Source organism: Streptomyces sp. NPDC047028, assembly GCF_040644095.1.
Classification (GTDB): Bacteria; Actinomycetota; Actinomycetes; order Streptomycetales; family Streptomycetaceae; genus Streptomyces.
On sequence record NZ_JBEYVS010000018.1, the window covers coordinates 76,274 to 99,876 of the forward strand.

Annotated in this window: 23 protein-coding genes; 9 read left to right on the top strand and 14 right to left on the bottom strand. The window is 70.3% G+C overall.

The genetic code is table 11. The annotated features are described in order from the left end of the window. Position 1 precedes the first annotated feature (1 nt). Together ABZ854_RS17980 and ABZ854_RS17985 are read right to left on the bottom strand one after the other, a co-directional pair. Positions 2 to 973, bottom strand: coding sequence for an aldose epimerase family protein (locus tag ABZ854_RS17980; RefSeq protein WP_361211346.1), 972 nt, complete (start codon positions 971 to 973; stop codon positions 2 to 4). 22 nt (positions 974 to 995) lie between these two features. Then, entirely contained in the window at positions 996 to 1,898 is a 903-nt protein-coding gene (locus ABZ854_RS17985) for an SGNH/GDSL hydrolase family protein (protein ID WP_361211349.1), read from the bottom strand. Between the two features lie 256 nt (positions 1,899 to 2,154). Between ABZ854_RS17985 and ABZ854_RS17990 the strand changes: the two genes are divergently transcribed. After that, entirely contained in the window at positions 2,155 to 2,649 is a 495-nt protein-coding gene (locus ABZ854_RS17990) for a DUF3145 domain-containing protein (RefSeq protein ID WP_129309355.1), read from the top strand. 167 nt (positions 2,650 to 2,816) lie between these two features. Here ABZ854_RS17990 and fabF read toward each other — a convergent pair whose 3' ends face one another. The 5 genes from fabF to ABZ854_RS18015 all read right to left on the bottom strand — a co-directional run bounded on the left by fabF (position 2,817) and on the right by ABZ854_RS18015 (position 7,788). Then, complete coding sequence (gene fabF / locus ABZ854_RS17995) at positions 2,817 to 4,079, bottom strand: beta-ketoacyl-ACP synthase II (RefSeq protein ID WP_361211353.1); 1,263 nt, start codon at positions 4,077 to 4,079, stop codon at positions 2,817 to 2,819. A 93-nt stretch (positions 4,080 to 4,172) separates the two neighbouring features. After that, on the bottom strand, positions 4,173 to 4,421 hold the full coding sequence (locus tag ABZ854_RS18000) for an acyl carrier protein (protein ID WP_129309357.1): 249 nt from the start codon (positions 4,419 to 4,421) through the stop codon (positions 4,173 to 4,175). A gap of 80 nt (positions 4,422 to 4,501) precedes the next feature. Then, positions 4,502 to 5,533, bottom strand: a complete 1,032-nt coding sequence (locus ABZ854_RS18005) for a ketoacyl-ACP synthase III (protein WP_361211356.1) — start codon at positions 5,531 to 5,533, stop codon at positions 4,502 to 4,504. Positions 5,534 to 5,548: 15 nt separating this feature from the next. Then, positions 5,549 to 6,493 (bottom strand): ACP S-malonyltransferase, encoded by a 945-nt coding sequence (locus tag ABZ854_RS18010; RefSeq protein WP_361211359.1) that lies wholly within the window; start codon positions 6,491 to 6,493, stop codon positions 5,549 to 5,551. Between the two features lie 89 nt (positions 6,494 to 6,582). Continuing rightward, complete coding sequence (locus ABZ854_RS18015) at positions 6,583 to 7,788, bottom strand: helix-turn-helix domain-containing protein (RefSeq protein ID WP_361211362.1); 1,206 nt, start codon at positions 7,786 to 7,788, stop codon at positions 6,583 to 6,585. Between the two features lie 74 nt (positions 7,789 to 7,862). Here ABZ854_RS18015 and ABZ854_RS18020 point away from each other — a divergent pair, with 74 nt between their 5' ends. Next, complete coding sequence (locus ABZ854_RS18020) at positions 7,863 to 8,516, top strand: pirin family protein (RefSeq protein WP_361211518.1); 654 nt, start codon at positions 7,863 to 7,865, stop codon at positions 8,514 to 8,516. A 177-nt stretch (positions 8,517 to 8,693) separates the two neighbouring features. On the opposite strand, the gene ABZ854_RS18025 is transcribed toward ABZ854_RS18020, so the two are convergent. After that, the gene (locus ABZ854_RS18025) at positions 8,694 to 9,515 is read right to left on the bottom strand and encodes a serine hydrolase domain-containing protein (protein ID WP_361211365.1); all 822 of its coding nucleotides are present in this window, start codon (positions 9,513 to 9,515) and stop codon (positions 8,694 to 8,696) included. 20 nt (positions 9,516 to 9,535) lie between these two features. After that, positions 9,536 to 10,033 (bottom strand): GNAT family N-acetyltransferase, encoded by a 498-nt coding sequence (locus ABZ854_RS18030; RefSeq protein WP_361211368.1) that lies wholly within the window; start codon positions 10,031 to 10,033, stop codon positions 9,536 to 9,538. A 97-nt stretch (positions 10,034 to 10,130) separates the two neighbouring features. On the opposite strand from ABZ854_RS18030, the gene ABZ854_RS18035 reads away from it, so the two are divergent. Then, positions 10,131 to 10,595, top strand: coding sequence for a MerR family transcriptional regulator (locus ABZ854_RS18035; RefSeq protein ID WP_361211371.1), 465 nt, complete (start codon positions 10,131 to 10,133; stop codon positions 10,593 to 10,595). Here ABZ854_RS18035 and ABZ854_RS18040 read toward each other — a convergent pair whose 3' ends face one another. The 3 genes from ABZ854_RS18040 to ABZ854_RS18050 form a co-directional block, all read right to left on the bottom strand. Next, entirely contained in the window at positions 10,596 to 11,441 is an 846-nt protein-coding gene (locus ABZ854_RS18040; protein WP_361211374.1) for a DUF4429 domain-containing protein, read from the bottom strand. Between the two features lie 86 nt (positions 11,442 to 11,527). Next, positions 11,528 to 12,745: an alpha/beta hydrolase gene (locus ABZ854_RS18045; protein WP_361211377.1), complete on the bottom strand. Its 1,218-nt coding sequence runs from the start codon at positions 12,743 to 12,745 to the stop codon at positions 11,528 to 11,530. A 114-nt stretch (positions 12,746 to 12,859) separates the two neighbouring features. Next, positions 12,860 to 13,504 carry a TetR family transcriptional regulator gene (locus tag ABZ854_RS18050; RefSeq protein WP_361211380.1) on the bottom strand — a complete coding sequence of 215 codons (645 nt, stop codon included), beginning with the start codon at positions 13,502 to 13,504 and terminating at the stop codon, positions 12,860 to 12,862. 109 nt (positions 13,505 to 13,613) lie between these two features. Here ABZ854_RS18050 and ABZ854_RS18055 point away from each other — a divergent pair, with 109 nt between their 5' ends. Continuing rightward, a complete protein-coding gene (locus ABZ854_RS18055) occupies positions 13,614 to 15,230 on the top strand; it encodes an MFS transporter (protein ID WP_361211383.1) in 1,617 nt (538 codons plus the stop codon). A 446-nt stretch (positions 15,231 to 15,676) separates the two neighbouring features. On the opposite strand, the gene ABZ854_RS18060 is transcribed toward ABZ854_RS18055, so the two are convergent. After that, the gene (locus tag ABZ854_RS18060; protein WP_129309370.1) at positions 15,677 to 16,420 is read right to left on the bottom strand and encodes a potassium channel family protein; all 744 of its coding nucleotides are present in this window, start codon (positions 16,418 to 16,420) and stop codon (positions 15,677 to 15,679) included. A 305-nt stretch (positions 16,421 to 16,725) separates the two neighbouring features. After that, entirely contained in the window at positions 16,726 to 19,473 is a 2,748-nt protein-coding gene (gene aceE, locus ABZ854_RS18065) for a pyruvate dehydrogenase (acetyl-transferring), homodimeric type (RefSeq protein ID WP_361211386.1), read from the bottom strand. A gap of 402 nt (positions 19,474 to 19,875) precedes the next feature. On the opposite strand from aceE, the gene ABZ854_RS18070 reads away from it, so the two are divergent. The 5 genes from ABZ854_RS18070 (at position 19,876) to ABZ854_RS18090 (ending at position 23,532) form a co-directional block, all read left to right on the top strand. Beyond that, a complete protein-coding gene (locus ABZ854_RS18070) occupies positions 19,876 to 20,313 on the top strand; it encodes a DUF3052 domain-containing protein (protein WP_164992402.1) in 438 nt (145 codons plus the stop codon). Positions 20,314 to 20,451: 138 nt separating this feature from the next. Further along, positions 20,452 to 20,910, top strand: a complete 459-nt coding sequence (locus tag ABZ854_RS18075; RefSeq protein WP_361211389.1) for a peroxiredoxin — start codon at positions 20,452 to 20,454, stop codon at positions 20,908 to 20,910. Between the two features lie 139 nt (positions 20,911 to 21,049). Next, positions 21,050 to 21,625 carry a TerD family protein gene (locus ABZ854_RS18080; protein ID WP_361211392.1) on the top strand — a complete coding sequence of 192 codons (576 nt, stop codon included), beginning with the start codon at positions 21,050 to 21,052 and terminating at the stop codon, positions 21,623 to 21,625. A 106-nt stretch (positions 21,626 to 21,731) separates the two neighbouring features. Further along, on the top strand, positions 21,732 to 22,310 hold the full coding sequence (locus tag ABZ854_RS18085) for a TerD family protein (RefSeq protein ID WP_129309375.1): 579 nt from the start codon (positions 21,732 to 21,734) through the stop codon (positions 22,308 to 22,310). A 76-nt stretch (positions 22,311 to 22,386) separates the two neighbouring features. Then, positions 22,387 to 23,532 (top strand): DUF475 domain-containing protein, encoded by a 1,146-nt coding sequence (locus ABZ854_RS18090; protein WP_361211395.1) that lies wholly within the window; start codon positions 22,387 to 22,389, stop codon positions 23,530 to 23,532. The last annotated feature ends 71 nt before the right edge of the window (positions 23,533 to 23,603 follow it).

The following is a 23,603-nucleotide window of genomic DNA, read 5'->3' on the forward strand; positions in this document are numbered from 1 at the left end:
GTCAGCGCGCCGAGAAGCCGTACACGGTCTCCGAACGGAACACCCGTCCCGGCCGGAGCACGGTGCCCGGGAAGCCGGGGTGGTGCGGGGAGTCGGGAAAGTGCTGGGTCTCCAGGGCGATGCCGTCGACCGGGGCGAACGGGGCGGTCAGGTGGTCGGCGGTGTAGAGCTGGAGGCCCGGCTCGGTCGTCGACACCGTCAGCGTCCGGCCCGACGCCGGGTCGTGCAGCTCGGCGACGGGTTCCGGACTCTCCGTCAGCCCCTTGTCGAGCACGAAGTTGTGGTCGTAGCCGGCGCCGGTCTCCCGGGGCTCACGGAAGTCGAAGCGGGAGCCGGCGACGTCCTCCAGCGCGCCCGTCGGGATCAGGCCGGCGTCGACGGGCGTGTAGCGGGAGGCGGCCAGCCGCAGTTCATGACCGCCCGCGTACCCCGAGCCGGCCAGGTTGAAGTAGCTGTGGCTGGTGAGGTTGATCACCGTCGGCGCGTCCGTCACCGCCTCGTAGGCGATCCGCAGCCCGCCCGACGCGTCCAGCGTGTACATCGCCGACACCTCCAGACGGCCCGGGAAACCCTCCTCGCCGTGCGGGCTGACCCGGCTCAGCCGGACCCCGTGCGCCACCGGCTCCGCCGCCCACCCCCGCTTGTCGAAGCCCCGCTCCCCGCCGTGCAACGAGTGGGGACCGCTGTTGGGCACCAGCGCGTACGTGCGGTCGTCCAGCGGGAAGCGGGCGCCCGCGATCCGGTTCGCGTACCGCCCGACCAGCGCCCCGAAGTACGGCTCCGGGTGCGCGAGATAGCCGTCCAGATCCGCGAACCCCAGCACCACGTTCGCCGGACGGCCGTCCCGGTCCGGGACCTCGGCGGAGCGCACGATCCCGCCGTACGTCAGCACCTCCACCCGCGTCCCGGCGCGCTGAAGCGTCCAGCGGTGCACCTTGGTGCCGTCGGAAAGTGTGCCGAAAAGTTCACTCATGTGGGAAACCCTAGAGCAGGGCTCACCACTTGGCCGCGGTGATCGTGCGGTACGCGATCGCCGCCAATCGGGCCTGCCCGTCCTTGCTCGGGTGGAACCAGTCCCAGTGACTGAGCTGGTCGGTGCTGAACCGGTAGTCGTGGACCGCGTTGTCGTCGAAGCGGCAGTAGCGGTCCTTGGCGCACACCTCCTTCAGCACCGTGTTGTACGCCTCCACCCGCTGCTGCACCTCGCCCCGGCGCACCGCGGCCGCGCTCGTCAGGTCGTCCGCGTCGGCCAGCATCGACGGGCAGATGCCCAGCTTCCACACCTCCTTGCCCAACGGGTTCGTCCGGCCCTCGGACCACAGCCGCTTCAGGTTCGGCACGCTCGCCACGTAGACCTGCGTCTTCGGCAGCGCCGAACGCAGCGTGTCCATCGCCTCCTGGAAGTCCGCCCGGAAGTCGTCCACCGGGGTCATCGCCGACGCCGACGAACGGCAGGCGTCGTTCGCGCCGGCCATCACCGTCACCAACTGGGGGCCGCGGGTGGCCGCCTGCGCCATCTGCTGGGGCAGGTCCGACATCCGCGCCCCGGTCACCGCGTAGTTCCAGCTGCGCTCGGCCGCGCCCCGCACCCCGAGCAGCCGCACGGCCAGGCTGTCCACCCGCGCGTCACTGCCCGTCGCCCAGGACACCTCGGGGCAGTCCGACAGCACCGCGCACGCGTCGAAGCCGCGGGTGATGGAGTCACCGACCGCGGCGACGGAGTCCGGGCTGCGGTCCCACACCGGCGCCGCCTTCCGCGCCGAACGCGACGCACCGCCGCCCGTGTCCTTCGTACCGGAGGAGCCACCGCCGCCGAACGCGTCACACCCCGCCGTCGCCAGAACGGCCGTCACCACGACGGCCAGCGCGGCCCGCGCACGGTCGCTTCGGTTCCGCATCCCCTGGTGATCCCCTCGCTCGACGGTCAGTGCTCCCTCCCATAACAACGCGCGGGAGTTCCCACACCCGCCCCCTGGAACGGGGCACCCCCGTACAAGCGTCCCCCTGGGTGAATGGCAGAGGTTTCCTGGCACCGGGACCGACGGTACGTCACACTCCTCGCGCCCCCGCACGGTAGCCTCGCCATCAACGCGGCCGTCCCACCACTGCCGCCCCGCCAGTCCGCAAGATGTCCCGCTCTGCCCGGAGGTTCCGGTGACGACACGTGGAGTTCTGTACGTGCACTCCGCGCCGCGCGCGCTGTGCCCGCACGTCGAGTGGGCCGTCGCCGGGGTGCTCGGCACGCGCGTCAACCTCGACTGGATCCGGCAGCCCGCCGCCCCCGGCACCTGGCGCTCCGAGTTCTCCTGGCAGGGCGAGGTCGGCACCGCCTCCAAACTCGCCTCCGCCCTGCGCGGCTGGCACCTGCTGCGCTTCGAGGTCACCGCCGAGCCGTGCCCCACCGCCGAGGGCGAGCGCTACAGCTGCACCCCCGACCTCGGCATCTTCCACGCCGTCACCGGCATCCACGGCGACATTCTCATCCCCGAGGACCGCCTCCGCGCCGCCCTGACCCGCTCCCAGCGCGAGGAAACAGACCTCGAAGCCGACATCGCCAAACTCCTCGGCAAACCCTGGGACGACGAACTCGAACCCTTCCGCTACGCAGGAGAAGGGGCCCCGGTCCGCTGGCTCCACCAGGTGGTCTGACCCCAGCCTCTTGCCTCCCTGAGGCATGGCGCCCCCTGAGGGGCGCGGGGCTGTATCGATATGCGGCTCCGCCGCGTGGGCGCGACAGGCCACAACGAACCCGCACCAGACAACGGCGAAGGCCCGACCTCCACTCAAGGAGACCGGGCCACTCAACGCCGAGTAACTCAGACAGTCCTGAACGCCAGCACGACGTTGTGCCCACCAAACCCGAACGAGTCGTTCAGCACGGCAATCCGCCCGGCGGGCAACGCACGCGCCTCCCCGGTCACCACATCCGCGTTGACCTCGGGATCCAGCTCCGTCACATTGATCGTCGGCGGCGCGACCCGGTTCACCAGCGCCAGGATCGACGCCACGGTCTCGATACCGCCCGCCCCACCGAGCAGATGACCCGTCATCGACTTGGTCGCGGAGATGGCCATATGGTCGACGTCGTCGCCGAACACCTTCCGCAGCGCCTTGATCTCGGCGACATCACCCTGCGGGGTCGACGTGGCGTGCGCGTTGACGTGCACGATCTCCGCCGGCTTCAGGTCCGTGTTGTCCAGCAGGTTCTGCAGCGCGTGCGCGATCCCGTTGCCCGACGGCTCCGGCTGCGTGATGTGGTGGCTGTCGGCGGAGATGCCCTGGCCGACCGCCTCGACGTAGACCTTCGCGCCGCGCGCCTTCGCGTGCTCCTCGGACTCCAGGACGATCACGCCCGCGCCCTCGCCGAGGACGAAGCCGTCACGGCCGGAGTCGTAGGGACGCGACGCGCCCTGCGGGTCGTCGTTGTTCTTGGACATCGCCATCATGTTGCCGAACGCGGCGATCGGCAGCGGGTGGATGGCGGCCTCGGTGCCACCGGCGACGACGACGTCCGCCCGCCCGGTGCGGATCATCTCGATCGCGTAGCCGATGGCCTCGGCGCCGGAGGCGCAGGCCGAGACGGGGGTGTGCACACCGGCCCGCGCGCCCAGCTCGATGCCGACGTTGGCCGCCGGGGAGTTGGGCATCAGCATCGGCACGGTGTGCGGGGAGACCCGGCGTACGCCCTTCTCCTTCAGCACGTCGTACTGGTCGAGGAGCGTGGTCACGCCGCCGATGCCGGAGGCGATGACCGCACCCAGACGGTCGGGGTTCACGGCCGCGTCCTCACCGGCCTTGGCGGTGAAACCGGCGTCCTTCCAGGCCTGCTGAGCGGCGATCAGCGCGAACTGCGCGGACCGGTCCAGCTTGCGGGCCTGCGGGCGGGGCAGGATCTCGCCCGGTTCGACGGCGATCTGCGCGGCGATCTTCACCGGCAGCTCCGCCGCCCAGTCCTGCTCGAGGCGGCTGACACCGGACGTGCCGGCGACCAGGGCCTCCCAGAACGAAGCTGCGTCGCCACCCAGCGGTGTGGTTGCGCCGATACCGGTGACGACCACGGTGCGATTGGTCGGGCTCATCGGGAATTCTTCTCCAACGGAAAACGGGATTCGAACGGCGCCACCGCCGGGTGGCGGGGCCTTGCGGCCTGGGCCTGGGCCTGAGAGGCGCCCTTAGCCCTGGTGCTCGAGGATGTAGCTGGTCGCGTCGCCGACCGTCTTGAGGTTCTTGACGTCCTCGTCGGGGATCTTCACGTCGAAGCGCTCCTCGGCGGCGACGACGACCTCGACCATGGACAGCGAGTCGACGTCCAGGTCGTCGGTGAAGGACTTGTCCAGCTGGACGTCCTCGACCGGGATGCCGGCGATCTCGTTCACGATCTCTGCGAGACCGGCGACGATCTCTTCCTGGGTGGCGGCCATGTCAGGCGCTCCTTCTTCGATGTTCCAGACGGTTGGTGGCAATTGTCCCCGCTCCGGATCCAAGATCCGGCACGGAGTGCCTAGGGGAGGGTAACGACCGTGGCGGCGTACACGAGACCCGCCCCGAATCCGATGACGAGCGCGGTGTCGCCGCTCTTCGCCTCGCCGGTCGCCAGGAGCCGCTCCATCGCGAGCGGGATCGAGGCGGCCGAGGTGTTGCCGGTGGTGCGGATGTCACGGGCGACCGTGACGCGCTCCGGCAGTTTGAGGGTCTTCACCATCGAGTCGATGATCCGCATATTGGCCTGGTGCGGGATGAAGACGTCCAGGTCGTCCGGGCTGATCCCGGCCGCGTCCAGCGCCTGCTGAGCGACCTTCGCCATCTCGAACACGGCCCAGCGGAACACCGCCTGGCCTTCCTGGGTGATCGCGGGGAACCTGATGTTTCCGTCGCCGTCCAGGGGAAGTTCGGCGACGTCGCCGACCCGGTAGCGGTCCCAGGAGACGGTCTGCTTGATCGTCTGCGACTTGTCGCCCTCGGAACCCCAGACGGTCGGGCCGATCGCCGGCTCCTTGGAGGGGCCCACGACGACCGCGCCGGCACCGTCACCGAACAGGAAGGCCGTCGCCCGGTCCTCCAGGTCGGTCAGGTCGCTCAGCCGCTCCACGCCGATCACGACGACGTACTCGGCGCTGCCCTCCACCACCATGCCCTTGGCGAGGGTCAGGCCGTAGCCGAAGCCCGCGCAGCCGGCCGAGATGTCGAACGCGGCCGCCTTGTTCGTGCCCAGCTTGTCGGCGATCTCGGTGGCGATGGCCGGGGTCTGCGCGAAGTGCGAGACGGTGGACACGACGACCGCGCCGATCTGCTCGGCGTCGATACCGGCGTCGGCGATCGCCTTGCCGGCCGCCTCGATGGACATCGCGGCCACGGTCTCGTCGGGGCCCGCCCAGTGCCGGGTCTCGATGCCGGAGCGGGAGCGGATCCACTCGTCGGAGGAGTCGATCTTCTCCAGGATCACCTCGTTGGGCACCACCCGGGTCGGCCGGTAACCGCCGACACCGAGGATGCGCGCGTACGGGGAGCCCTTGCTGGGCTTGATCTTCGACATGATCTCTACGGCTCCTCAGGCGTCGGCGCCCGCTGCGGCGGCAGCGGCCTCGGTTACGGCGGAGACCAGCTCGCGGGCGGCGGCGAGGTCGTCGGGGCTCTTCAGCGCCAGCGTCCGCACACCGGGGAGGGCACGCTTGGCCAGACCCGTCAGCGTGCCACCGGGGCACACCTCGATCAGCGCGGTGACGCCCAACTCCTTGAACGTCTCCATGCACAGGTCCCAGCGGACCGGGTTGGCGACCTGGCCGACGAGCCTCTCCAGCACCTCGGCGCCGGTGGCGACGGCCCGGCCGTCCTTGTTGGAGACGTAGGCGACCTTCGGATCGGCGGGCGCGAGGTCCGCCGCCGCCTTGGCCAGGGTCTCGACCGCGGGGGCCATGTGGTGCGTGTGGAACGCCCCGGCCACCTTCAGCGGGACGACCTTGCGGACACCCTCGGGCTTGTCCTCGTTCAGCGCGGCGAGCTGCTCCAGGGTGCCCGCGGCGACGATCTGGCCCGCGCCGTTGATGTTCGCCGGCGTCAGGCCCAGCTTCTGGAGGTGCGCGACCGACACGTCCGGGTCACCGCCGAGCAGCGCCGACATGCCGGTCTCGGTGACCGCGGCGGCGTCGGCCATGGCCAGACCCCGCTTGCGTACGAGGCCCAGCGCGGCGGTGTCGTCCAGCACACCCGCGAACGCGGCGGCGGTGATCTCACCGACACTGTGACCGGCGACCGCGCCCGGGGCGACGTCACCGAGGGCGGCGGCGGACAGGAGGCCGGCGGCGACCAGCAGCGGCTGCGCCACCGCGGTGTCGCGGATGGCGTCCGCGTCGGCCCGGGTGCCGTAGTGGACCAGGTCCAGTCCGATGGCGTCGGACCACGCGGCGACGCGGTCCGCGGCACCGGGGAGTTCGAGCCAGGGAGTCAGGAAGCCGGGCGTCTGGGCGCCCTGGCCGGGAGCGACGAGTACGAGCACTCTCACACTCTCTCTTGGGGACGGCCACGGCCGCCCGTGGGGACAGGGACGAAGAACACGAAGGGCTTTTGTGGACCCCCGACAAAACCTTACGGTTGGGAGTCTGCGTCGGCCAGGCGCCCCAGGATCAGCGCGATCCGCAGGGTGAACGCGGATCGTACATCCGAGGGCGACCAGCCGGTGACGTCAGTCACACGTCGGAGCCGGTAGCGCACGGTGTTCGGGTGAACGAAGAGCATCCGGGCCGCGCCCTCCAGACTGCTCGCCTGCTCCAGGTAGACACTCAGGGTCTCCAGCAGCGCCGAGCCGGCCTCCTCCAGCGGTCTGTAGATCTCCTCCACCAGTTGCTCGCGCGCGCTCGGATCGCCCGCCATCGCGCGCTCGGGCAGGAGATCGTCCGCCAGCACCGGCCGCGGCGCGTCCTGCCACGCCGAACACGCCTTCAGTCCGGCGGCGGCGGCCTGCGCGGACCGGGTCGCGGCCAGCAGGTCGGACACCACGGGCCCGGCCACCACCGGTCCGGCGGCGAACGGCCCGATCAGCGACTTGGCGACGGCCAGCGGGTTGTCGCTGCCGCCGGCGATGACCACGAGACGGTCCCCGAGGACGCCGGTGAGCACCTGGAGTTTGGCGTGCCGGGAGGCCCGCCGGATCGCCTCCACCGTCAGCTCGCTGTCACCGTCCGGCGCGGTGCCGAGGACCACGCAGACGTGCTCGGGGGAATTCCAGCCGAGTGCGGCGGCCCGGCTCAGCGCGCCCTCGTCGGCCTCCCCGCTGAGCACCGCGTTCACCACCAGCGACTCCAGCCGGGCGTCCCAGGCACCGCGTGCCTCGGCGGCCTGGGCGTACACCTGCGCGGTGGCGAAGGCGATCTCCCGCGCGTACACCAGCAGGGCCTCGCGCAGCACGCTCTCGTCGCCCGGGGCGGCCACCTCGTCGATGGCGCTCTCCATGACCTCGATGGTCGTGCGCACCATCTCGACCGTCTGCCGCAGCGTGATGGCCCGGGTCAGCTCGCGCGGAGCGGTGCCGAAGACGTCGGTGGAGATCGCCTGGGGCGCGTCCGGGTGCCGGAACCACTCGGTGAACGCGGCGATGCCCGCCTGCGCCACGAGCCCGATCCAGGAACGGTTCTCCGGAGGCATGGCCCTGTACCACGGCAGGGTCTCGTCCATGCGCGCGATCGCCTGCGCGGCGAGACTCCCGGAGGACTTCTCCAGCCGCTTCAGGGTCGCGGAGTGCGGGTGAACGGGGCGGGGCGCGGGGTCGGCAGGGCGGGATTCGGGTTCGGGCACGGGGACAAGACTGCCTTATCCGGACGGGACCGCGCGCCGCCGGGTGGGTGGCGAGGACTACGGTGGTGCGCGTGATGGACGTACGGCGCGCCGGTGAGCGCTATCCGGGAGGGGAACCCGAGGCCGGCATCGAGACCCGGCACGCGTTCTCCTTCGGGCCCCACTACGACCCGTCGAACCTGCGCTTCGGGGCGCTCATCGCCTGCAACGAGGAGCGGCTGGCGCCGGGCGCCGGGTTCGACGAGCATCCGCACAGCCACACCGAGATCGTGACCTGGGTGATCGAGGGCGAGCTGACGCACCGGGACTCCGCGGGCCACGAGACGAGGGTGCGTCCCGGCGACGTCCAGCACCTGAGCGCGGCGGGGGGCGTCCGCCACATCGAACGCAATTCCGGTGACGGCCCCCTGACCTTCCTCCAGATGTGGCTGGCCCCGCTCCGGCCCGGCGGCGAACCCTCCTACGAGATCATCCCGGGCATCGCCGACTCCACGCCGTACGCCGTCCCGGCCGCGGGAGCGATGCTCCACGTCCGCCGCCTGTCCGCCGGCGAGCGCACGGCCGTCCCGGACGCGGCGTCGGTGTACGTCCACGTGGTCCGCGGCGAGACGGAACTGGCCGGGGAGACACTCGGAGGGGGCGACTCAGCGAGGCTCACTGCCCCTGAGGGTTTGGCCGCGCTGTCCCTGAGCCACACCGAGCTACTCCTGTGGGAGATGTCCGGATAACCCCGACCGGACGCTTGCCTGCGGGCGTGTGGTGGTTGCTCGCGCAGTTCCCCGCGCCCCTTACGGGGCACGTACATAGCTGCGGGCATGCGTGCCGCTAGGGGCGGCACGGGTGGGCGCAGCGGCAGCCGGCCAGCGCCGGTGAGCGGAGCCACCCCCGGTCCACCCGAGCGGGGCTCAGCCGTGCAGCTCCGTCAGGAGCGCGTCGGTGAAGGACGGCCATGCCTCGATCGCCCAGGGGCCGAAGGCGCGGTCTGTCAGGGCGACGCAGGAGACCCCCGCCTCAGGGTCGATCCACACGAACGTGCCCGACTGGCCGAAGTGCCCGAAGGTACGGGGGGAAGAGGAAGAACCCGTCCAGTGCGGCGACTTGGAGTCGCGGATCTCGAACCCGAGCCCCCAGTCGTTGGGGTTCTGATGCCCGTACCCCGGCAGCACCCCCTTCGTCCCCGGGTACTGCACAGACATCGCCTCCGCCACAGTCCGCGGATCCAGCAGCACCGGCGCCTGCACCTCCGCCGCGAACCGCAGCAGATCCTCCACCGTCGACACCCCGTCCTTCGCCGGCGACCCCTCCAGCGACGTCGCCGCCATCCCCAGCGGCTCCAGCACCGCCTGCCGCACGTACTCCGCGAAGGGAATCTCCGTCGCCTTGGCGACATGGTCCCCGAGCTGCTCGAACCCGGCGTTGGAGTACAGCCGCCGCTCCCCGGCAGGGGCCATCACCCGGTGCTCGTCGAACGCCAGCCCCGAGGTGTGCGCCAGCAGATGCCGCACCGTCGACCCGGGCGGCCCGGCCGGCTCGTCCAGCTCCACGGCCCCCTCCTCGTACGCCACGAGCACCGCGTACGCCGCCAGCGGCTTGGTCACCGAGGCCAGCGGAAAGCGGTGCCCGGCGGGCCCGTGGGTCCCGAGGACGGTCCCGTCGGACCGTACGACCCCCGCCGCGGCGGTGGGAACGGGCCAGTTCTCGATCAGCGCCAGACTCTGCAACGACATGCCGGCGAGCCTAATCGGAATCAGAGATCCAGCCGCATCGAGGGGTCCGGCTTGCGGACGAATCCCAGCGAGGCGTACAGCGGCTCCGCCGCGGCGGACGCGTTGAGGTCGACCTGCGCGGCGCCCTGTTGCCGGAACCACGCCAGCAGTTCCTCCATGCACGCGCGCGCGTACCCCCGCCGTCGTACGTCCGGGTCGGTGGCGACGCTGAAGACGTGCCCGACCCGGCCGTGCGGATTGCCGGCCCGCCCGATCCGGTACTCGAGCGACCCGGCGGCCAGCGCGCCGAGGGCCCCGGGCCGCTCCGGGTGGTCGATGACGTACGCCACGAAGGCCCCGACCCCGCCGGCCCCGGCCCCGTCGCTCTCGGCGAGCCGCCCCAGCAGCGTCGGCAGGGAAGCCGTCTGCCAGTCCGTCGCCCCGCCCTCCCCACCCTCGAACACGGAGTCGATCATGATCTGGCGCAGCCGCAGTACTTCCACGGCGTCCTCGGGCAGGGCCCGGCGTACGAGACTCATGTCCGCACGCTAACCAGCGTGTCCCCTGCCCGTCCTGGGTATTTCTTACCGGGTTCCGCTTGCCTGGAGTCCACTCGAAGGCCATAGCGTGGGGGCCATGACGGTGATGCAGACCACGCCCGCGGACACCGACCGGACCACCCCGGCCCGCCTCTGCTCCGGCCCTCCCCGGCGCCATCCCCGCCCCGACGGCAAGGACCAGTACACGATCAGCGAGGTCGTCGCCTGCACCGGCCTGACCGCGCACACCCTGCGCTGGTACGAGCGGATCGGCCTGATGCCGCACGTCGACCGCTCCCACACCGGCCAGCGCCGCTACAGCAACCGCGACCTGGACTGGCTGGACTTCGTCACCAAGCTCCGCCTGACCGGCATGCCGGTGGCCGACATGGTCCGCTACGCGGAACTGGTCCGGGAGGGCGAGACGACGTACGCCGACCGCCGCGACCTCCTGGAGTCGACCCGCCGGGACGTCCTGAACCGCATCGCCGAACTCCAGGACACCCTGGCCGTACTGGACCTGAAGATCAGCTTCTACGGCCAGGGAGGCGCGGGGCGCTAGTCACAACTCCGCCAGCAGTTCCGCCTTCTTGACGGAGAACTCCTCGTCCGTCACCAGCCCCGCGCGGTGCAGCTCGCCGAGGTGCCGGATGCGTTCGGCGATGTCGGCGGGGTCGCGCCGGGCCGGCGCGGGTATCGCCGGGACCGGCCCCCGCGCCCGGACCGCCGCCAGGACCGCCGCGGCGAACGGCAGCGACTCGTGGACCGGGCCGTAGCCGAGCCCGAACACCACCGAGGCCGGATCCTGGTCGGCCGGTACGGCCTCGCCGGAGGCGTCACGGGGGAGGAGCCGCAGGTGCCCTTCGAAGACCTCCGGCGAGCGCCACTCCACCCCGCCCAGGTCGGCGACGGTGAAACTCCGGTCGCCGCCCTTCCACTTGGCCGAGGACGCGCCCGTCCAGGACCAGCGGAACTGCACGGCCGTACCGTCGAAGGACGCCTTCGCGTCGTACGCCTTGAACTGCATCGGAGCCTCGGGAGCCGCCACCAGGTAGCGGTCGGCCGGACCGGACTCGGTCAGCAGGCCCTTCAGTTCGTCCACGTAGTACTCGGCGAGCGTCTCCCGCCCGGTCGGCAGCACCAGACGGTACGGATCGCTGCCCTCGCGCAGCTGTCCGGCCGCCGCGTCCATCAGCGGATCGGCGCCGGGCCGCGGCCGGGCCCGCAGGACCACCGTGCCGCGCCTGCCCGGCGTGAGCGTCACCTCGTCGAGCGCGGCCAGCGGCACGCGCCGCTCGCCGAGCGCCTGGAACAGCCTGGGTGTCCGAATCCCCCGTTCGTAACGGATGAGCACGGAGTCGGACTCGAACTCCCAGGCGGCATGAAAACCGGCCAGTACGTCACCCATGCGGCTCATCGTATGCGGCACGTGCCCCTCCGTCGCCACCCGCGCAGACCGCACTTCCTGCTGTTTCTACGCGCGTTCGCCCGTTTCTACGCGTGTCCGGTCAAAGCCTCGCCGGAGACACCGGCGAGGCACGCATCGTCTCCGTGGGCGCAGCTCACCGCGCCGTACGCGCCGACCGCCACGTCGGCCAGGTTCTGCAGGCTGTCGGTTCCCGGCTGGAAATAGCCGCTGTGACCCTGGGCGTCGCGCGAGGACAGCAGACGCGCCCCGTAGCCCGAGGACATCGGATCGGCTCCGTGGCCGAGCCCGCCGACCTCCAGGTACGGAACGTCCTGCACCCAGTCCGTGGCGTCCCGCATGGCCCACAGCCGGGCCGGGGTGTGCAGGTGGGACGCCTTCGAGACTCGCAGGCCGGGGCTCGCGGCCACCGCGATGTCGGTCACCCGGGCGGGCATGTCGTGCGCGGCGACCCCGCAGAGCACCGAGCCGTAGCTGTGGCAGACCGTCGTCACGGGGGCGCGGCCGGGCAGGGCGCGCAACAGCGCGTTCAGCCGTACGGCGCCCTCCTCGGCGCGCATCGCGGTGGCCGCGTCGACGCCGAGCCCGGCAGGCGCCGTGTAGTCGGCCCAGGCGATCACCGCCGTACGCGTGCCGGGGCGTGCCGAGCGCTCGGCCCCGTACAGCGCCTCGGCCATGCCGACCGGGGCGCTGTACGGGCGGTACGTCTTCTGGAAGGTGAGCAGGTCGGTGTCGACGCCGGGGACGACGACGGAGATCCGCTGCGCCTTGGTGAGGTTCCCGAACACCTCGGCGACCCGGCCGGTGCCCTTCGGGTCGAACGCGAGGATCTGCCGGTGGTCGCGCATCAGCGACTCGTACCGGTGCATGCGCCGGCTCGCGTCCTGGTGCCCGATCGCGGTGAGGCGTTTGTCGTGCATCCGCTCCTGCTCGGCCCGGCGTGCCTGGCCGAGCGCGATGTCGTTGGCGCGGTAGCGCAGGGTGACCGGCGCGCCGTTCATGTTGCCGACGGCGAGCGGATAGCGGTGGGCGAGGCGGTCGCGGTCCCCGGGGGTGAGCGAGGCGAAGAAGCGGGTGAGCCGCGCGGGCGCCGCCTCGGGGTCCGGCAGGTGCAGCCCGTGGATGCTTCCGTGCTCCCACTCGGTTGTCGAGGCCTGCAGGGCGGACGGCGTCCGGTGACTGCGCAGGACGGTCCAGCCGGTCGTCGCGAGCATCACGAATACGACGGCCAGGGCCAGCAGTGCGCGCCAGACGTTCAGTTGCGGGGAGGTTTCGAAGGAAGTCACTGGGAGGACACACTAGGAGAACGGGAGGGTCTCGGGGCAACCGAGTGACAGGGATCACGTTTCACCCGATCCGTGGATCACGTGAGCTCCGGCAGCGGTCACCTGCCCAACGGCTCAGCCCGTCCGCCAGTTCCCGGTCAGTGCCGGGCCCACCTGATCGAGGTACGAGGCGGTGAGCGCGCGGATCGCCTCCAGGCTGAAGTCGTCGCCCGTGCTCCACTGCCGTTCGGTGACCCGGATCACGGCCCCGAACACCGCCACGGCGAGCCGCGGCCGCGGATCGGACGCCACGTCCACGCCCTCCCGCGCGGCGAGTTCACGCGCGATGGTCTCCTCCGTGGCGGCGGAACGGCGCAGATGGGCGGCGAGCAGGGCGGGCGTCGACTCGATCGTCCGGTACATGCGCAGGTACAGCTCCACCGGCACCGCCGACTCCACGGTCTCGCGGATGGCGTCCCAACCCTCCAGCATCGCCTGCCGCAGCGCCTCCATCGGCGCCTCGTCCGCGGGGCGCTCCCGTACGGCCGCCACGAAGTGAGCCTCCGTCATCTCCTGTACGGCGAACGCCACGTCCTCCTTACCGGCGAAGTAGCGGAAGAACGTGCGCTGCGACACGTCGACGGACTCGGCGATCTCGTCGACGGTGGTGTGCTCGTAGCCCTGGGTGGTGAACAGTTCGAGAGCGGCCCGCAGCAGCGCCTCCCTGGTCCGCCGCTTCTTGCGCTCGCGCAGCGTCTCCGGCGTCTCCAGCGTGTCCATGGCCTCTCCTGTGCGGCGTCCTTCCCGGTCACCCTATGCCCATGTGATGTCAGTTACCGACTAGTGAAATGGTTTGTCAACTGTCAGCGGCTGTCACTAGCCTCGAAGTATGACTAGTCAGACCACCATCGACACGACCGGTCCGGGGGACGGCGCGGCAGTCGAATCGGAGCCGGCCGCGGCCGCGGGGCTGCGCGGGCACCCCTGGCTCACCCTGATCACCGTCGCCGTAGGGGTCATGATGGTGGCCCTGGACGGCACCATCGTGGCCATCGCCAACCCGGCCATCCAGAAGGACCTGCACGCGAGCTTCTCGGACGTGCAGTGGATCACCAACGGCTACTTCCTGGCCCTCGCGGTCTCGCTGATCACCGCGGGCAAGCTCGGTGACCGCTTCGGCCACCGGCAGACCTTCCTCATCGGTGTGACGGGCTTCGCCGCCGCCTCCGGTGCAATCGGCCTCTCGAACAGCATCGCCGCGGTCGTCACCTTCCGCGTCTTCCAGGGCGTGTTCGGCGCGCTGCTGATGCCGGCCGCGCTCGGCCTGCTGCGGGCCACCTTCCCGGCCGAGAAGCTCAACATGGCGATCGGCATCTGGGGCATGGTGATCGGCGCGTCCACCGCGGGCGGCCCGATCCTCGGCGGGGTCCTCGTCGAGCACGTCAACTGGCAGTCGGTGTTCTTCATCAACGTGCCCGTCGGCGCGCTCGCCCTGCTGCTCGGCCTGCTGATCCTGCTCGACCACCGCGCCGAGAACGCCCCCCGCTCCTTCGACCTCCCCGGCATAGCCCTCCTGTCCGGTGCGATGTTCTGCCTGGTCTGGGCGTTGATCAAGGCCCCGGCCTGGGGCTGGGGCGACGGCAGGACGTGGGCCTTCATCGCCGGTTCGGTACTGCTCTTCGCGCTCTTCGCGTTCTGGGAGACGAGGGTCGCCGAGCCGCTGATCCCGCTCGGCCTGTTCCGCTCCGTCCCGCTCTCCGCGGGCGTGCTGCTGATGGTGCTCATGGCCATCGCCTTCATGGGCGGCCTGTTCTTCGTCACCTTCTACCTCCAGAACGTGCACGGCATGAGCCCGATCGACGCCGGCCTGCACCTGCTGCCGCTGACCGGCATGATGATCGTCGGCTCCCCGCTGGCCGGAGCGATGATCACCAAGCTGGGCCCGCGCATCCCGCTGGCCGGCGGCATGGTGGCCACCGCGGTCGCCATGTACGGCATGTCGACGCTGACGGCCGGCACCGGCAGCGGTGTCATGTCGGTCTGGTTCGCCCTGCTCGGCCTCGGCCTCGCGCCGGTGATGGTCGGCGCCACCGAGGTCATCGTCGGCAACGCGCCCATGGAGCTGTCCGGTGTCGCCGGCGGACTCCAGCAGGCCGCCATGCAGATCGGCGGCAGCCTCGGTACGGCGGTGCTGGGCGCGGTGATGGCCTCCAAGGTCGACAGTGACCTGCCGGGCAACTGGGCCGGCGCGGGCCTGCCGAAGCTGACCCCGGCGCAGCTGCACCAGGCCTCCGAGGCGGTCCAGGTGGGTGCGGCACCGGTGACGAAGGGCATGCCGGCGACGATGGTCGCGAAGATCACCGAGGTGGCGCACCACACCTTCATCTCCGGCATGAGCCTGGCCTCCCTGGTCGCGGCGGGCGTCGCGGCAGTGGCCGTGTTCGTCGCGCTGTTCACCAAGCGGGGCCTGAACGCCGAGTCGGGGGCGGGCGTCGGCCACATCTGAGCCGGGTCGGGCGGATTTCCCCTATCAGGGTGACTCCGCTAAAGATCCCTCGCCTCGGGCGCGCGCCGCGGGTCACAGTGGGTCACGTCCTCCGCAGGGCCCTCCGGGCGGCGGCGGAAGGACCACCGGGCCACGGCGCGCGCCGCAGGAGGGGGCGACGCGCGCCGGCCTCCGGCGGTTCAACGGATCCCGGCCCGCTGCCGAGCACGGGCGCGACGCGGCTTGTCGCGCAGTTCCCCGCGCCCCTTAAGGGGCCGCTGCCCCGCCCGCACCGCCTTCACCTGCGGGCGCGCTGTGGTTGCTCGCGCCGTTCCCCCCTGCCGGGGCGCTGCTCCCTAGCTGCGGGCATGCGTGCCGCTAGGGGCGGCACGGGTGGGCGCAGCGGCACCCTGCAAGCGCAGGTGAGCGAGCCGACCCCCGGCCAGCTGCAGGCGACCCGAACTACGTCAGCCCCGCTGCTCCTGGCGCTCCGCCGACAGCGCCGCCACCTCCGCCCGCAGCAACCGAATCTCCTCGGCCAGCGCAGCGATCGCCTCCGTCTGGCGCCGCTCCTCCACATCGTCCTTCTCGAACCGCGCGATGAACCAGGCCGCGATGTTCGCGGTGACGACACCCAGCAGCGCGATCCCGGACAGCATCAGCCCGACCGCGATCACCCGCCCCAGTCCCGTGGTCGGCGCGTGGTCCCCGTACCCCACGGTCGTCATCGTGGTGAACGACCACCACACCGCGTCACCGAGCGTCCGGATGTTCCCGTGCGGCGCCGTCCGCTCCACGGACAGCACGGCCAGCGACCCGAACATCAGCAACCCGACCACGGACCCCACGACATACGTCGTCAGCCGGATCTGCGGAGCCATCCGCGCCCGCCGCCCCACCAGCAGCAGCGTCGACACCAGCCGCAGCAACCGCAACGGCTGCAGCACCGGCAGCACCACCGCACACAGGTCCGGCCAATGCGTCCGCACGAACTCCCTGCGCCGCGGAGCGAGCCCGAGCCGCATCAGGTAGTCCACGGCGAACGCACCCCACACCACCCACTCCACACCCGTACAGACGACCGTCAGCCGGTGCCCCGCGGAGCTGTCCACGATCGGCACGGCATAGGCGACGGCGAACGCCAGAGCAAGCCCCAGCAACGGCCGCTGAGTACACCGCTCCCACCGAGCCTGCCCCGACAGATCGTCCATCCAGGCATCGTAGGACCAGGGCAGCGCCCCGAAGGGGCGCTGGACTGTGCCGACATGCGGCTCCGCCGCGCGGGCGCGACCAGCCGCCACGCCCTGCAGGCAACCACGGCCTCAGCGCCCCGAAGGGGCGCGGGGAACTGCGCGACCAGCCACAGCGCACCCGCACCCCGGCGACGCAGAGCCAGTCGCTCCTGCACCACCCGCACCCGCACCCGGCGACGCACAGCCGGCCGACCCCGCACGCACCCGCGCCCCGCAAAGGACAGGCACCCTCACCGACCGGGCGGCCGAAGCCAAGCGCAGCGCTACGCGTCGCCGCCCGCCGCCCCCGGATCCGCCGCCGTCACGTCGAGCAGCTGGTACCGGTCGATGGCCTGCTTCAGCACGGACCGGTCGATCTTCCCGTCCCGGGCCAGCTCGGTCAGCACGGCCACCACGATCGAGTGCGCGTCGATGTGGAAGAACCGCCGCGCCGCGCCCCGGGTGTCGGCGAAGCCGAAACCGTCCGCGCCGAGCGACTGGTACGTCCCCGGCACCCACCGGGCGATCTGGTCCGGAACCGACCGCATCCAGTCGGACACGGCCACGAACGGCCCCTCGGCCCCGCCCAGCTTCCGGGTCACGTACGGCACCCGCTGCTCCTCCTCCGGATGCAGCAGGTTGTGCTCCTCGCAGTCCACGGCCTCGCGGCGCAGCTCGTTCCAGGAGGTCGCCGACCACACGCCGGCCCTGACGTTCCACTCCTCGGCGAGGATCTTCTGCGCCTCCAGGGCCCACGGCACGGCCACACCGGACGCCATGATCTGCGCCGGGATGCTGCCGCCGGGCCCCTCGCCGAGCCGGTGGATGCCCTTGACGATGCCCTCGACGTCCACGTCGGCCGGCTCGGCCGGATGTTGGATGGGCTCGTTGTAGACGGTGAGGTAGTAGAAGACATCCTCGCCGTGCGGGTGCTCGGCGTCACCGCCGTACATCCGGCGCAGGCCGTCCTGGACGATGTGCGCGATCTCGTAGGCGTACGCCGGGTCGTACGCCACGCACGCGGGGTTGGTCGACGCCAGCAGCTGGGACTGGCCGTCCGCGTGCTGCAGCCCCTCCCCGGTCAGGGTCGTACGGCCCGCGGTCGCGCCCAGGACGAAACCGCGCGCCAGCTGGTCGGCCATCTGCCAGAACTGGTCACCGGTGCGCTGGAAACCGAACATCGAGTAGAAGACGTACACCGGGATCAGCGGCTCGCCGTGCGTGGCGTAGGCCGAGCCCGCCGCGATCAGCGACGCCGTGCAGCCCGCCTCCGAGATGCCGTCGTGCAGCATCTGGCCGGTCGGCGACTCCTTGTAGGCGAGCAGCAGGTCCCGGTCCACCGACTCGTACTGCTGGCCCAGCGGGTTGTAGATCTTCGCGCTCGGGAAGAAGGAGTCCATGCCGAAGGTGCGGTACTCGTCCGGCGCGATCAGCACGAACCGCTTGCCGATCTCCTTGTCCCGCATGAGGTCCTTCAGCAGTCGTACGAACGCCATGGTGGTGGCGATGGACTGCTGGCCGGAGCCCTTCTTCACGGTCGCGTACGTCTTGTCGTCCGGCAGCGGGAGCGGCTTGGAGCGCACCACGCGCGTGGGCACGTAGCCGCCGCAGCCCATGCGGCGGTCGTGCATGTACTGGATCTCCTCGGTGTCCCGGCCCGGGTGGTAGTACGGCGGCGGGCCGGACTCCAGCTCCCTGTCGGAGATCGGCAGGTGCAGGCGGTCCCGGAAGCGCTTGAGGTCGTCGACCGTCAGCTTCTTCATCTGATGGGTGGCGTTGCGGCCCTCGAAGTTCGGGCCCAGCGTCCAGCCCTTGACCGTTTTGGCCAGGATGACCGTCGGCTGGCCCTTGTGCTCCTTGGCCGCCGAGAAAGCCGCGTAGATCTTGCGGTGGTCGTGGCCGCCGCGGCCCAGCATCAGGATCTGGTGGTCGGACATGCCCTCGACCATCGCGCGCAGCCGGTGGTCGTCACCGAAGAAGTGGTCCCGGATGTAGGCGCCGGTCTCGGTGGCGTACGTCTGGAACTGACCGTCCGGCGTCGTGTTCATCTTGTTGACCAGCACGCCGTCCCGGTCCTGCGCGAGCAGCGGGTCCCAGGTGCGGTCCCAGATCAGCTTGATCACGTTCCAGCCGGCGCCCCGGAAGACCGACTCCAGCTCCTGGATGATCTTGCCGTTGCCGCGCACCGGCCCGTCCAGGCGCTGCAGGTTGCAGTTGACCACGAAGGTCAGGTTGTCCAGGCCCTCCCGGGCCGCGATGGACAGCTGCCCCAGCGACTCCGGCTCGTCCATCTCACCGTCGCCGAGGAACGCCCACACGTGCGAGTCGGAGGTGTCGGCGAGGCCGCGCGCCTCCATGTAGCGGTTCATCCGCGCCTGGAAGATCGCGCCGAGCGGGCCGAGGCCCATCGAGACCGTCGGGAACTCCCAGAAGTCCGGCATGGAGCGCGGGTGCGGATAGCTCGACAGGCCGTCGGGGTACTTCGACTTCTCCTGGCGGAAGCCGTCCAGCTGCTCCTCGGTGAGCCGGTCCAGCAGGTACGCGCGCGCGTAGATGCCAGGGGAGGCGTGGCCCTGGAAGAAGACCTGGTCGCCGCCGGTGCCGTCGTCCTTGCCGCGGAAGAAGTGGTTGAAGCCGACGTCGTACAGCGAGGCGGAGGACGCGAACGTGGCGATGTGGCCGCCGACACCGATGCCGGGGCGCTGCGCGCGGGAGACCATCACGGCCGCGTTCCAGCGGGTGGCGTTCAGGACCTTGCGCTCGATCTCCTCGTTTCCGGGGAAGAACGGCTCGTCCTTGGTGGCGATCGTGTTCACGTAGTCCGTGCTGCGCATCTCGGGCACGGCCACGCGCTTCTCACGGGCCCGCTCGATCAGCCGCAGCATCAGGTACCGCGCCCGCTCCCGGCCGCGCTCGTCGACGGCGGCGTCGAGGGAGTCGAGCCACTCCTGGGTTTCCTCGGGATCGAAGTCAGGAACCTGACTCGGAAGGCCGCCAATGATGATCGGGTTGCGATCGGATCCGGAAGCCACGCTGTTCCTTACCTGTCGGAGGGCCGCTTGTCTTCTCGTGTTTCTCGCGTTCGTGCTCGCCTACATCGTCCCCATGGTCCACCCCGGGGCGACGTACGTCATCTGTACCGGTCAAAACGCAACGATACGCCCGGGGTGTGACGTGGTTGGCAAAGCTGTTCGAGAGGGTCAGCCGGTCGAGGATTCCGAACCGCGCAAAGCGGGCACATCGGTGTGATGTGGCGGGCGCGGAATCGGGGTACGGTGCCAGAAGTTGCGGCGACACGGCCCGGATCGTCACTGTTTCGGCGGTCTGGAGGGCCGGGTACTTGCGCGATCCGTCCCGCCCGTGTGGACTACGGCCAATGCTTCGCGCACGCGCGTGGCTGAGATATTCACCAAGACATGATCAGGAGGCAACCCGTGAGCGCGACCGCGGACCACGCGGAGGAGCGGACGAACCCTGCCGTCAGGCTGGGTTTCCAGCCCGGGCAGGTGGTCCAGGAGATCGGCTACGACGACGATGTCGATCAGGAGCTCCGCGAGGCCATCGAGGGCGCCGTCGAAGGCGACCTGAAGGACGAGGACTACGACGACGTGGCCGACGCCGTCGTGCTGTGGTTCCGTGACGACGACGGAGACCTGACCGATGCGCTGGTGGATGCCACCACGTACATCGAAGAGGGCGGCGCCATCCTGCTCCTCACGCCGAAGACCGGCCGTGACGGGTACGTGGAGGCGAGCGAGATCTCCGAAGCCGCCACGACCGCCGGCCTGACGGCGTCCAAGAGCGTCAGCGTGGGCAAGGACTGGAGCGGCTCGCGCCTGGCGACGCCGAAGGCGGCCAAGTCCAGGAAGTGACCCCCGGCTGAGCGCCGCCCCCCCGGACGGGCTGGATTTCGCCCCGGCCCGTCCGGAGTCCCCGGTGATCGCTGCGTAGGCTGGTCGGGAGCGCGACACGCGCTCTCACCCGAACAGCCCACCGAAAGGGATGCACACATGGCGATCCAGGTCGGCGACAAGGCGCCCGACTTCGAGCTCAAGGACAACCACGGCCGCACCGTGAGGCTCTCCGACTTCCGCGGTGACAAGAACGTGGTGGTGCTCTTCTACCCGTTCGCCTTCACCGGTGTGTGCACAGGCGAGCTGTGCGAGCTGCGCGACAACCTGCCGAAGTTCGCGGACCGCGACACCCAGCTCCTCGCCGTCTCCAACGACTCCATCCACACCCTGCGCGTCTTCGCCGAGCAGGAGGGCCTGGAGTACCCGCTGCTCAGCGACTTCTGGCCGCACGGCAACGTCTCGCGCGCGTACGGCGTCTTCGACGAGGACAAGGGCTGTGCCGTCCGTGGCACCTTCATCATCGACAAGGAGGGCGTCGTGCGGTGGACCGTGGTCAACGGCCTGCCGGACGCCCGCGACCTCGGCGAGTACGTGAAGGCGCTCGACACCCTCTGAGCACTCCGCGGTCCGACACCTGCGAAGTTTCGGGTCCAGGGTCTGCGGGGGCGGGAACCCGTCACTAGGATCGGCACGTTGATCCCATATCCGAAAGCACGACGGGGCTCCCCGCCCCCGGACACCACTTGGAGGACTCGTGGGAGTCAGCCTCAGCAAGGGCGGCAACGTTTCGCTGACGAAGGAGGCCCCGGGCCTGACCGCCGTCATCGTCGGTCTCGGCTGGGACGTGCGCACCACGACCGGCACGGACTTCGACCTCGACGCCAGCGCGCTGCTGGTGGACAGCTCCGGCAAGGTCAGCAGCGACCAGAACTTCGTCTTCTTCAACAACCTCAAGAGCCCCGACGGCTCCGTGGAGCACACCGGTGACAACATCACCGGTGAGGGCGAGGGCGACGACGAGCAGATCAAGGTGAACCTGGCCGGCGTCCCGGCCGAGATCGAGAAGATCGTCTTCCCGGTCTCGATCTACGACGCCGAGAACCGCCAGCAGTCCTTCGGCCAGGTGCGCAACGCGTTCATCCGCGTCGTCAACCAGGCAGGCGAGCAGGAGATCGCCCGGTACGACCTCAGCGAGGACGCCTCGACCGAGACCGCCATGGTCTTCGGCGAGCTGTACCGGAACGGCGCCGAGTGGAAGTTCCGCGCCATCGGCCAGGGCTACGCCTCGGGCCTGCGCGGCATCGCCCAGGACTTCGGCGTCAACGTCTGATCCCGGCAGGGTTACGACGCCCTCACCGTCCGGCGCCGCACCGTTTGGGGGCGGCGCCGGACGCGCAGGACAACCAGGAAAGCATCATCAGGGGAGGACCAGCATCATGGGCGTCACACTCGCCAAGGGGGGCAACGTCTCCCTCTCCAAAGCCGCACCCAACCTCACCAACGTACTGATCGGCCTCGGCTGGGACGCGCGCTCCACCACCGGAGCCCCCTTCGACCTGGACGCCAGCGCCCTGCTCTGCGGCGCCACGAACCGGGTGCTGGGCGACGAGTGGTTCGTCTTCTACAACCAGCTCACGAGCCCGGACGGCTCCGTCGAGCACACCGGCGACAACCTCACCGGCGAGGGCGAGGGCGACGACGAATCGATCCTGGTCGACCTCGGCAAGGTCCCCGCCCACTGCGAGAAGATCATCTTCCCGGTCTCCATCCACATGGCCGAGGAACGTGGCCAGGCCTTCGGGCAGGTCTCCAACGCCTTCATCCGCGTCGTCAACCAGGCTGACGGCCAGGAACTCGCCCGCTACGACCTCAGCGAGGACGCCTCCACCGAGACCGCGATGATCTTCGGTGAGCTGTACCGCTACCAGGGCGAGTGGAAGTTCCGTGCAGTGGGGCAGGGGTACGCGTCGGGGCTGCGCGGCATCGCTCTAGACTTCGGAGTCAACGTTTCGTAAAGCCGCCTACGGCGCGGGGGAGACCCTCCCCCAGACTTCGTCTGGGAGGGGCCCCCAACACACGATGGGGTAGCCAGTGCTTCTCAAAACCTTTGGCTGGTCGTTCGCGGTCACCGCGGTCGGTCTGGTCGCGGCGGCGTTCTACGGGGGGTGGACCGCCCTCGGCATCGTGGCGATCCTGGCCGTCCTGGAGATCTCGCTGTCGTTCGACAACGCGGTCGTCAACGCCGGAATCCTGAAGAAGATGAACGCCTTCTGGCAGAAGATCTTCCTCACGGTCGGCGTGCTGATCGCGGTCTTCGGCATGCGGCTGGTGTTCCCCGTCGTCATCGTCGCCATCACCGCCAAGATGGGGCCCATCGAGGCCGTCAACCTGGCGTTCAACGACAAGGACAAGTACCAGCAGCTCGTCACCGACGCCCACCCGGCGATCGCCGCCTTCGGTGGCATGTTCCTGCTGATGATCTTCCTCGACTTCATCTTCGAGGACCGGGACATCCAGTGGCTGCGCTGGATCGAGCGCCCCCTGGCCAAGCTCGGCAAGGTCGACATGCTGTCGGTCTGCATCGCCATGATCGTCCTGCTCATCACCTCCTTCACCTTCGCCACCCACGCCCACCAGCACGGCGGCGCGCACGTGGACAAGGCACAGACCGTGCTGATCGCCGGCATCGCCGGCCTGATCACGTACATGGTCGTCGGCGGCCTCTCCGGCTACTTCGAGGACCGGCTGGAGGAAGAGGAGGAGCGGGAGCACGAGGCCGATGAAGAGGCCGCCCGCACCGGCAAGAAGCGCTCCGCGGTCGTCCTGGCCGGCCAGGCCGCCTTCTTCATGTTCCTCTACCTGGAAGTCCTGGACGCGTCCTTCTCCTTCGACGGGGTGATCGGCGCCTTCGCCATCACCAACGACATCGTCATGATGGCGCTCGGCCTCGGCATCGGCGCCATGTACGTCCGGTCCCTCACCGTCTACCTGGTCCGCCAGGGCACCCTCGACGACTACGTGTACCTGGAGCACGGCGCCCACTACGCCATCGGCGCCCTGGCCGTGATCCTCATGGTCACCATCCAGTACGAGATCAACGAGGTCATCACCGGTCTCGTCGGCGTCATCCTGATCGCCTGGTCCTTCTGGTCCTCCGTCCGCCGCAACCGCGCACTCGCGGCCGAGGAGGGAAACGCGGGATCGGACGACAAGGCCGAGGTGCCGTCCGGGGTCTGACCCTTACGGGCAACATCCGGGTCGTGACGGGGTGTGACAGCCCGCTCCGCGAGGAACGCTTCTGTCGGGGC

Coding starts and splice junctions, on each gene's coding strand:
- ABZ854_RS17980 (WP_361211346.1), bottom strand. CDS start 973: ATGAGTGAACTTTTCGGCACACTTTCCGACGGCACCAAGGTGCACCGC.
- ABZ854_RS17985 (WP_361211349.1), bottom strand. CDS start 1,898: ATGCGGAACCGAAGCGACCGTGCGCGGGCCGCGCTGGCCGTCGTGGTG.
- fabF (WP_361211353.1), bottom strand. CDS start 4,079: ATGAGCCCGACCAATCGCACCGTGGTCGTCACCGGTATCGGCGCAACC.
- ABZ854_RS18000 (WP_129309357.1), bottom strand. CDS start 4,421: ATGGCCGCCACCCAGGAAGAGATCGTCGCCGGTCTCGCAGAGATCGTG.
- ABZ854_RS18005 (WP_361211356.1), bottom strand. CDS start 5,533: ATGTCGAAGATCAAGCCCAGCAAGGGCTCCCCGTACGCGCGCATCCTC.
- ABZ854_RS18020 (WP_361211518.1), top strand. CDS start 7,863: ATGGACGTACGGCGCGCCGGTGAGCGCTATCCGGGAGGGGAACCCGAG.
- ABZ854_RS18025 (WP_361211365.1), bottom strand. CDS start 9,515: ATGTCGTTGCAGAGTCTGGCGCTGATCGAGAACTGGCCCGTTCCCACC.
- ABZ854_RS18030 (WP_361211368.1), bottom strand. CDS start 10,033: ATGAGTCTCGTACGCCGGGCCCTGCCCGAGGACGCCGTGGAAGTACTG.
- ABZ854_RS18035 (WP_361211371.1), top strand. CDS start 10,131: ATGACGGTGATGCAGACCACGCCCGCGGACACCGACCGGACCACCCCG.
- ABZ854_RS18040 (WP_361211374.1), bottom strand. CDS start 11,441: ATGGGTGACGTACTGGCCGGTTTTCATGCCGCCTGGGAGTTCGAGTCC.
- ABZ854_RS18050 (WP_361211380.1), bottom strand. CDS start 13,504: ATGGACACGCTGGAGACGCCGGAGACGCTGCGCGAGCGCAAGAAGCGG.
- ABZ854_RS18055 (WP_361211383.1), top strand. CDS start 13,614: ATGACTAGTCAGACCACCATCGACACGACCGGTCCGGGGGACGGCGCG.
- ABZ854_RS18060 (WP_129309370.1), bottom strand. CDS start 16,420: ATGGACGATCTGTCGGGGCAGGCTCGGTGGGAGCGGTGTACTCAGCGG.
- ABZ854_RS18075 (WP_361211389.1), top strand. CDS start 20,452: ATGGCGATCCAGGTCGGCGACAAGGCGCCCGACTTCGAGCTCAAGGAC.
- ABZ854_RS18085 (WP_129309375.1), top strand. CDS start 21,732: ATGGGCGTCACACTCGCCAAGGGGGGCAACGTCTCCCTCTCCAAAGCC.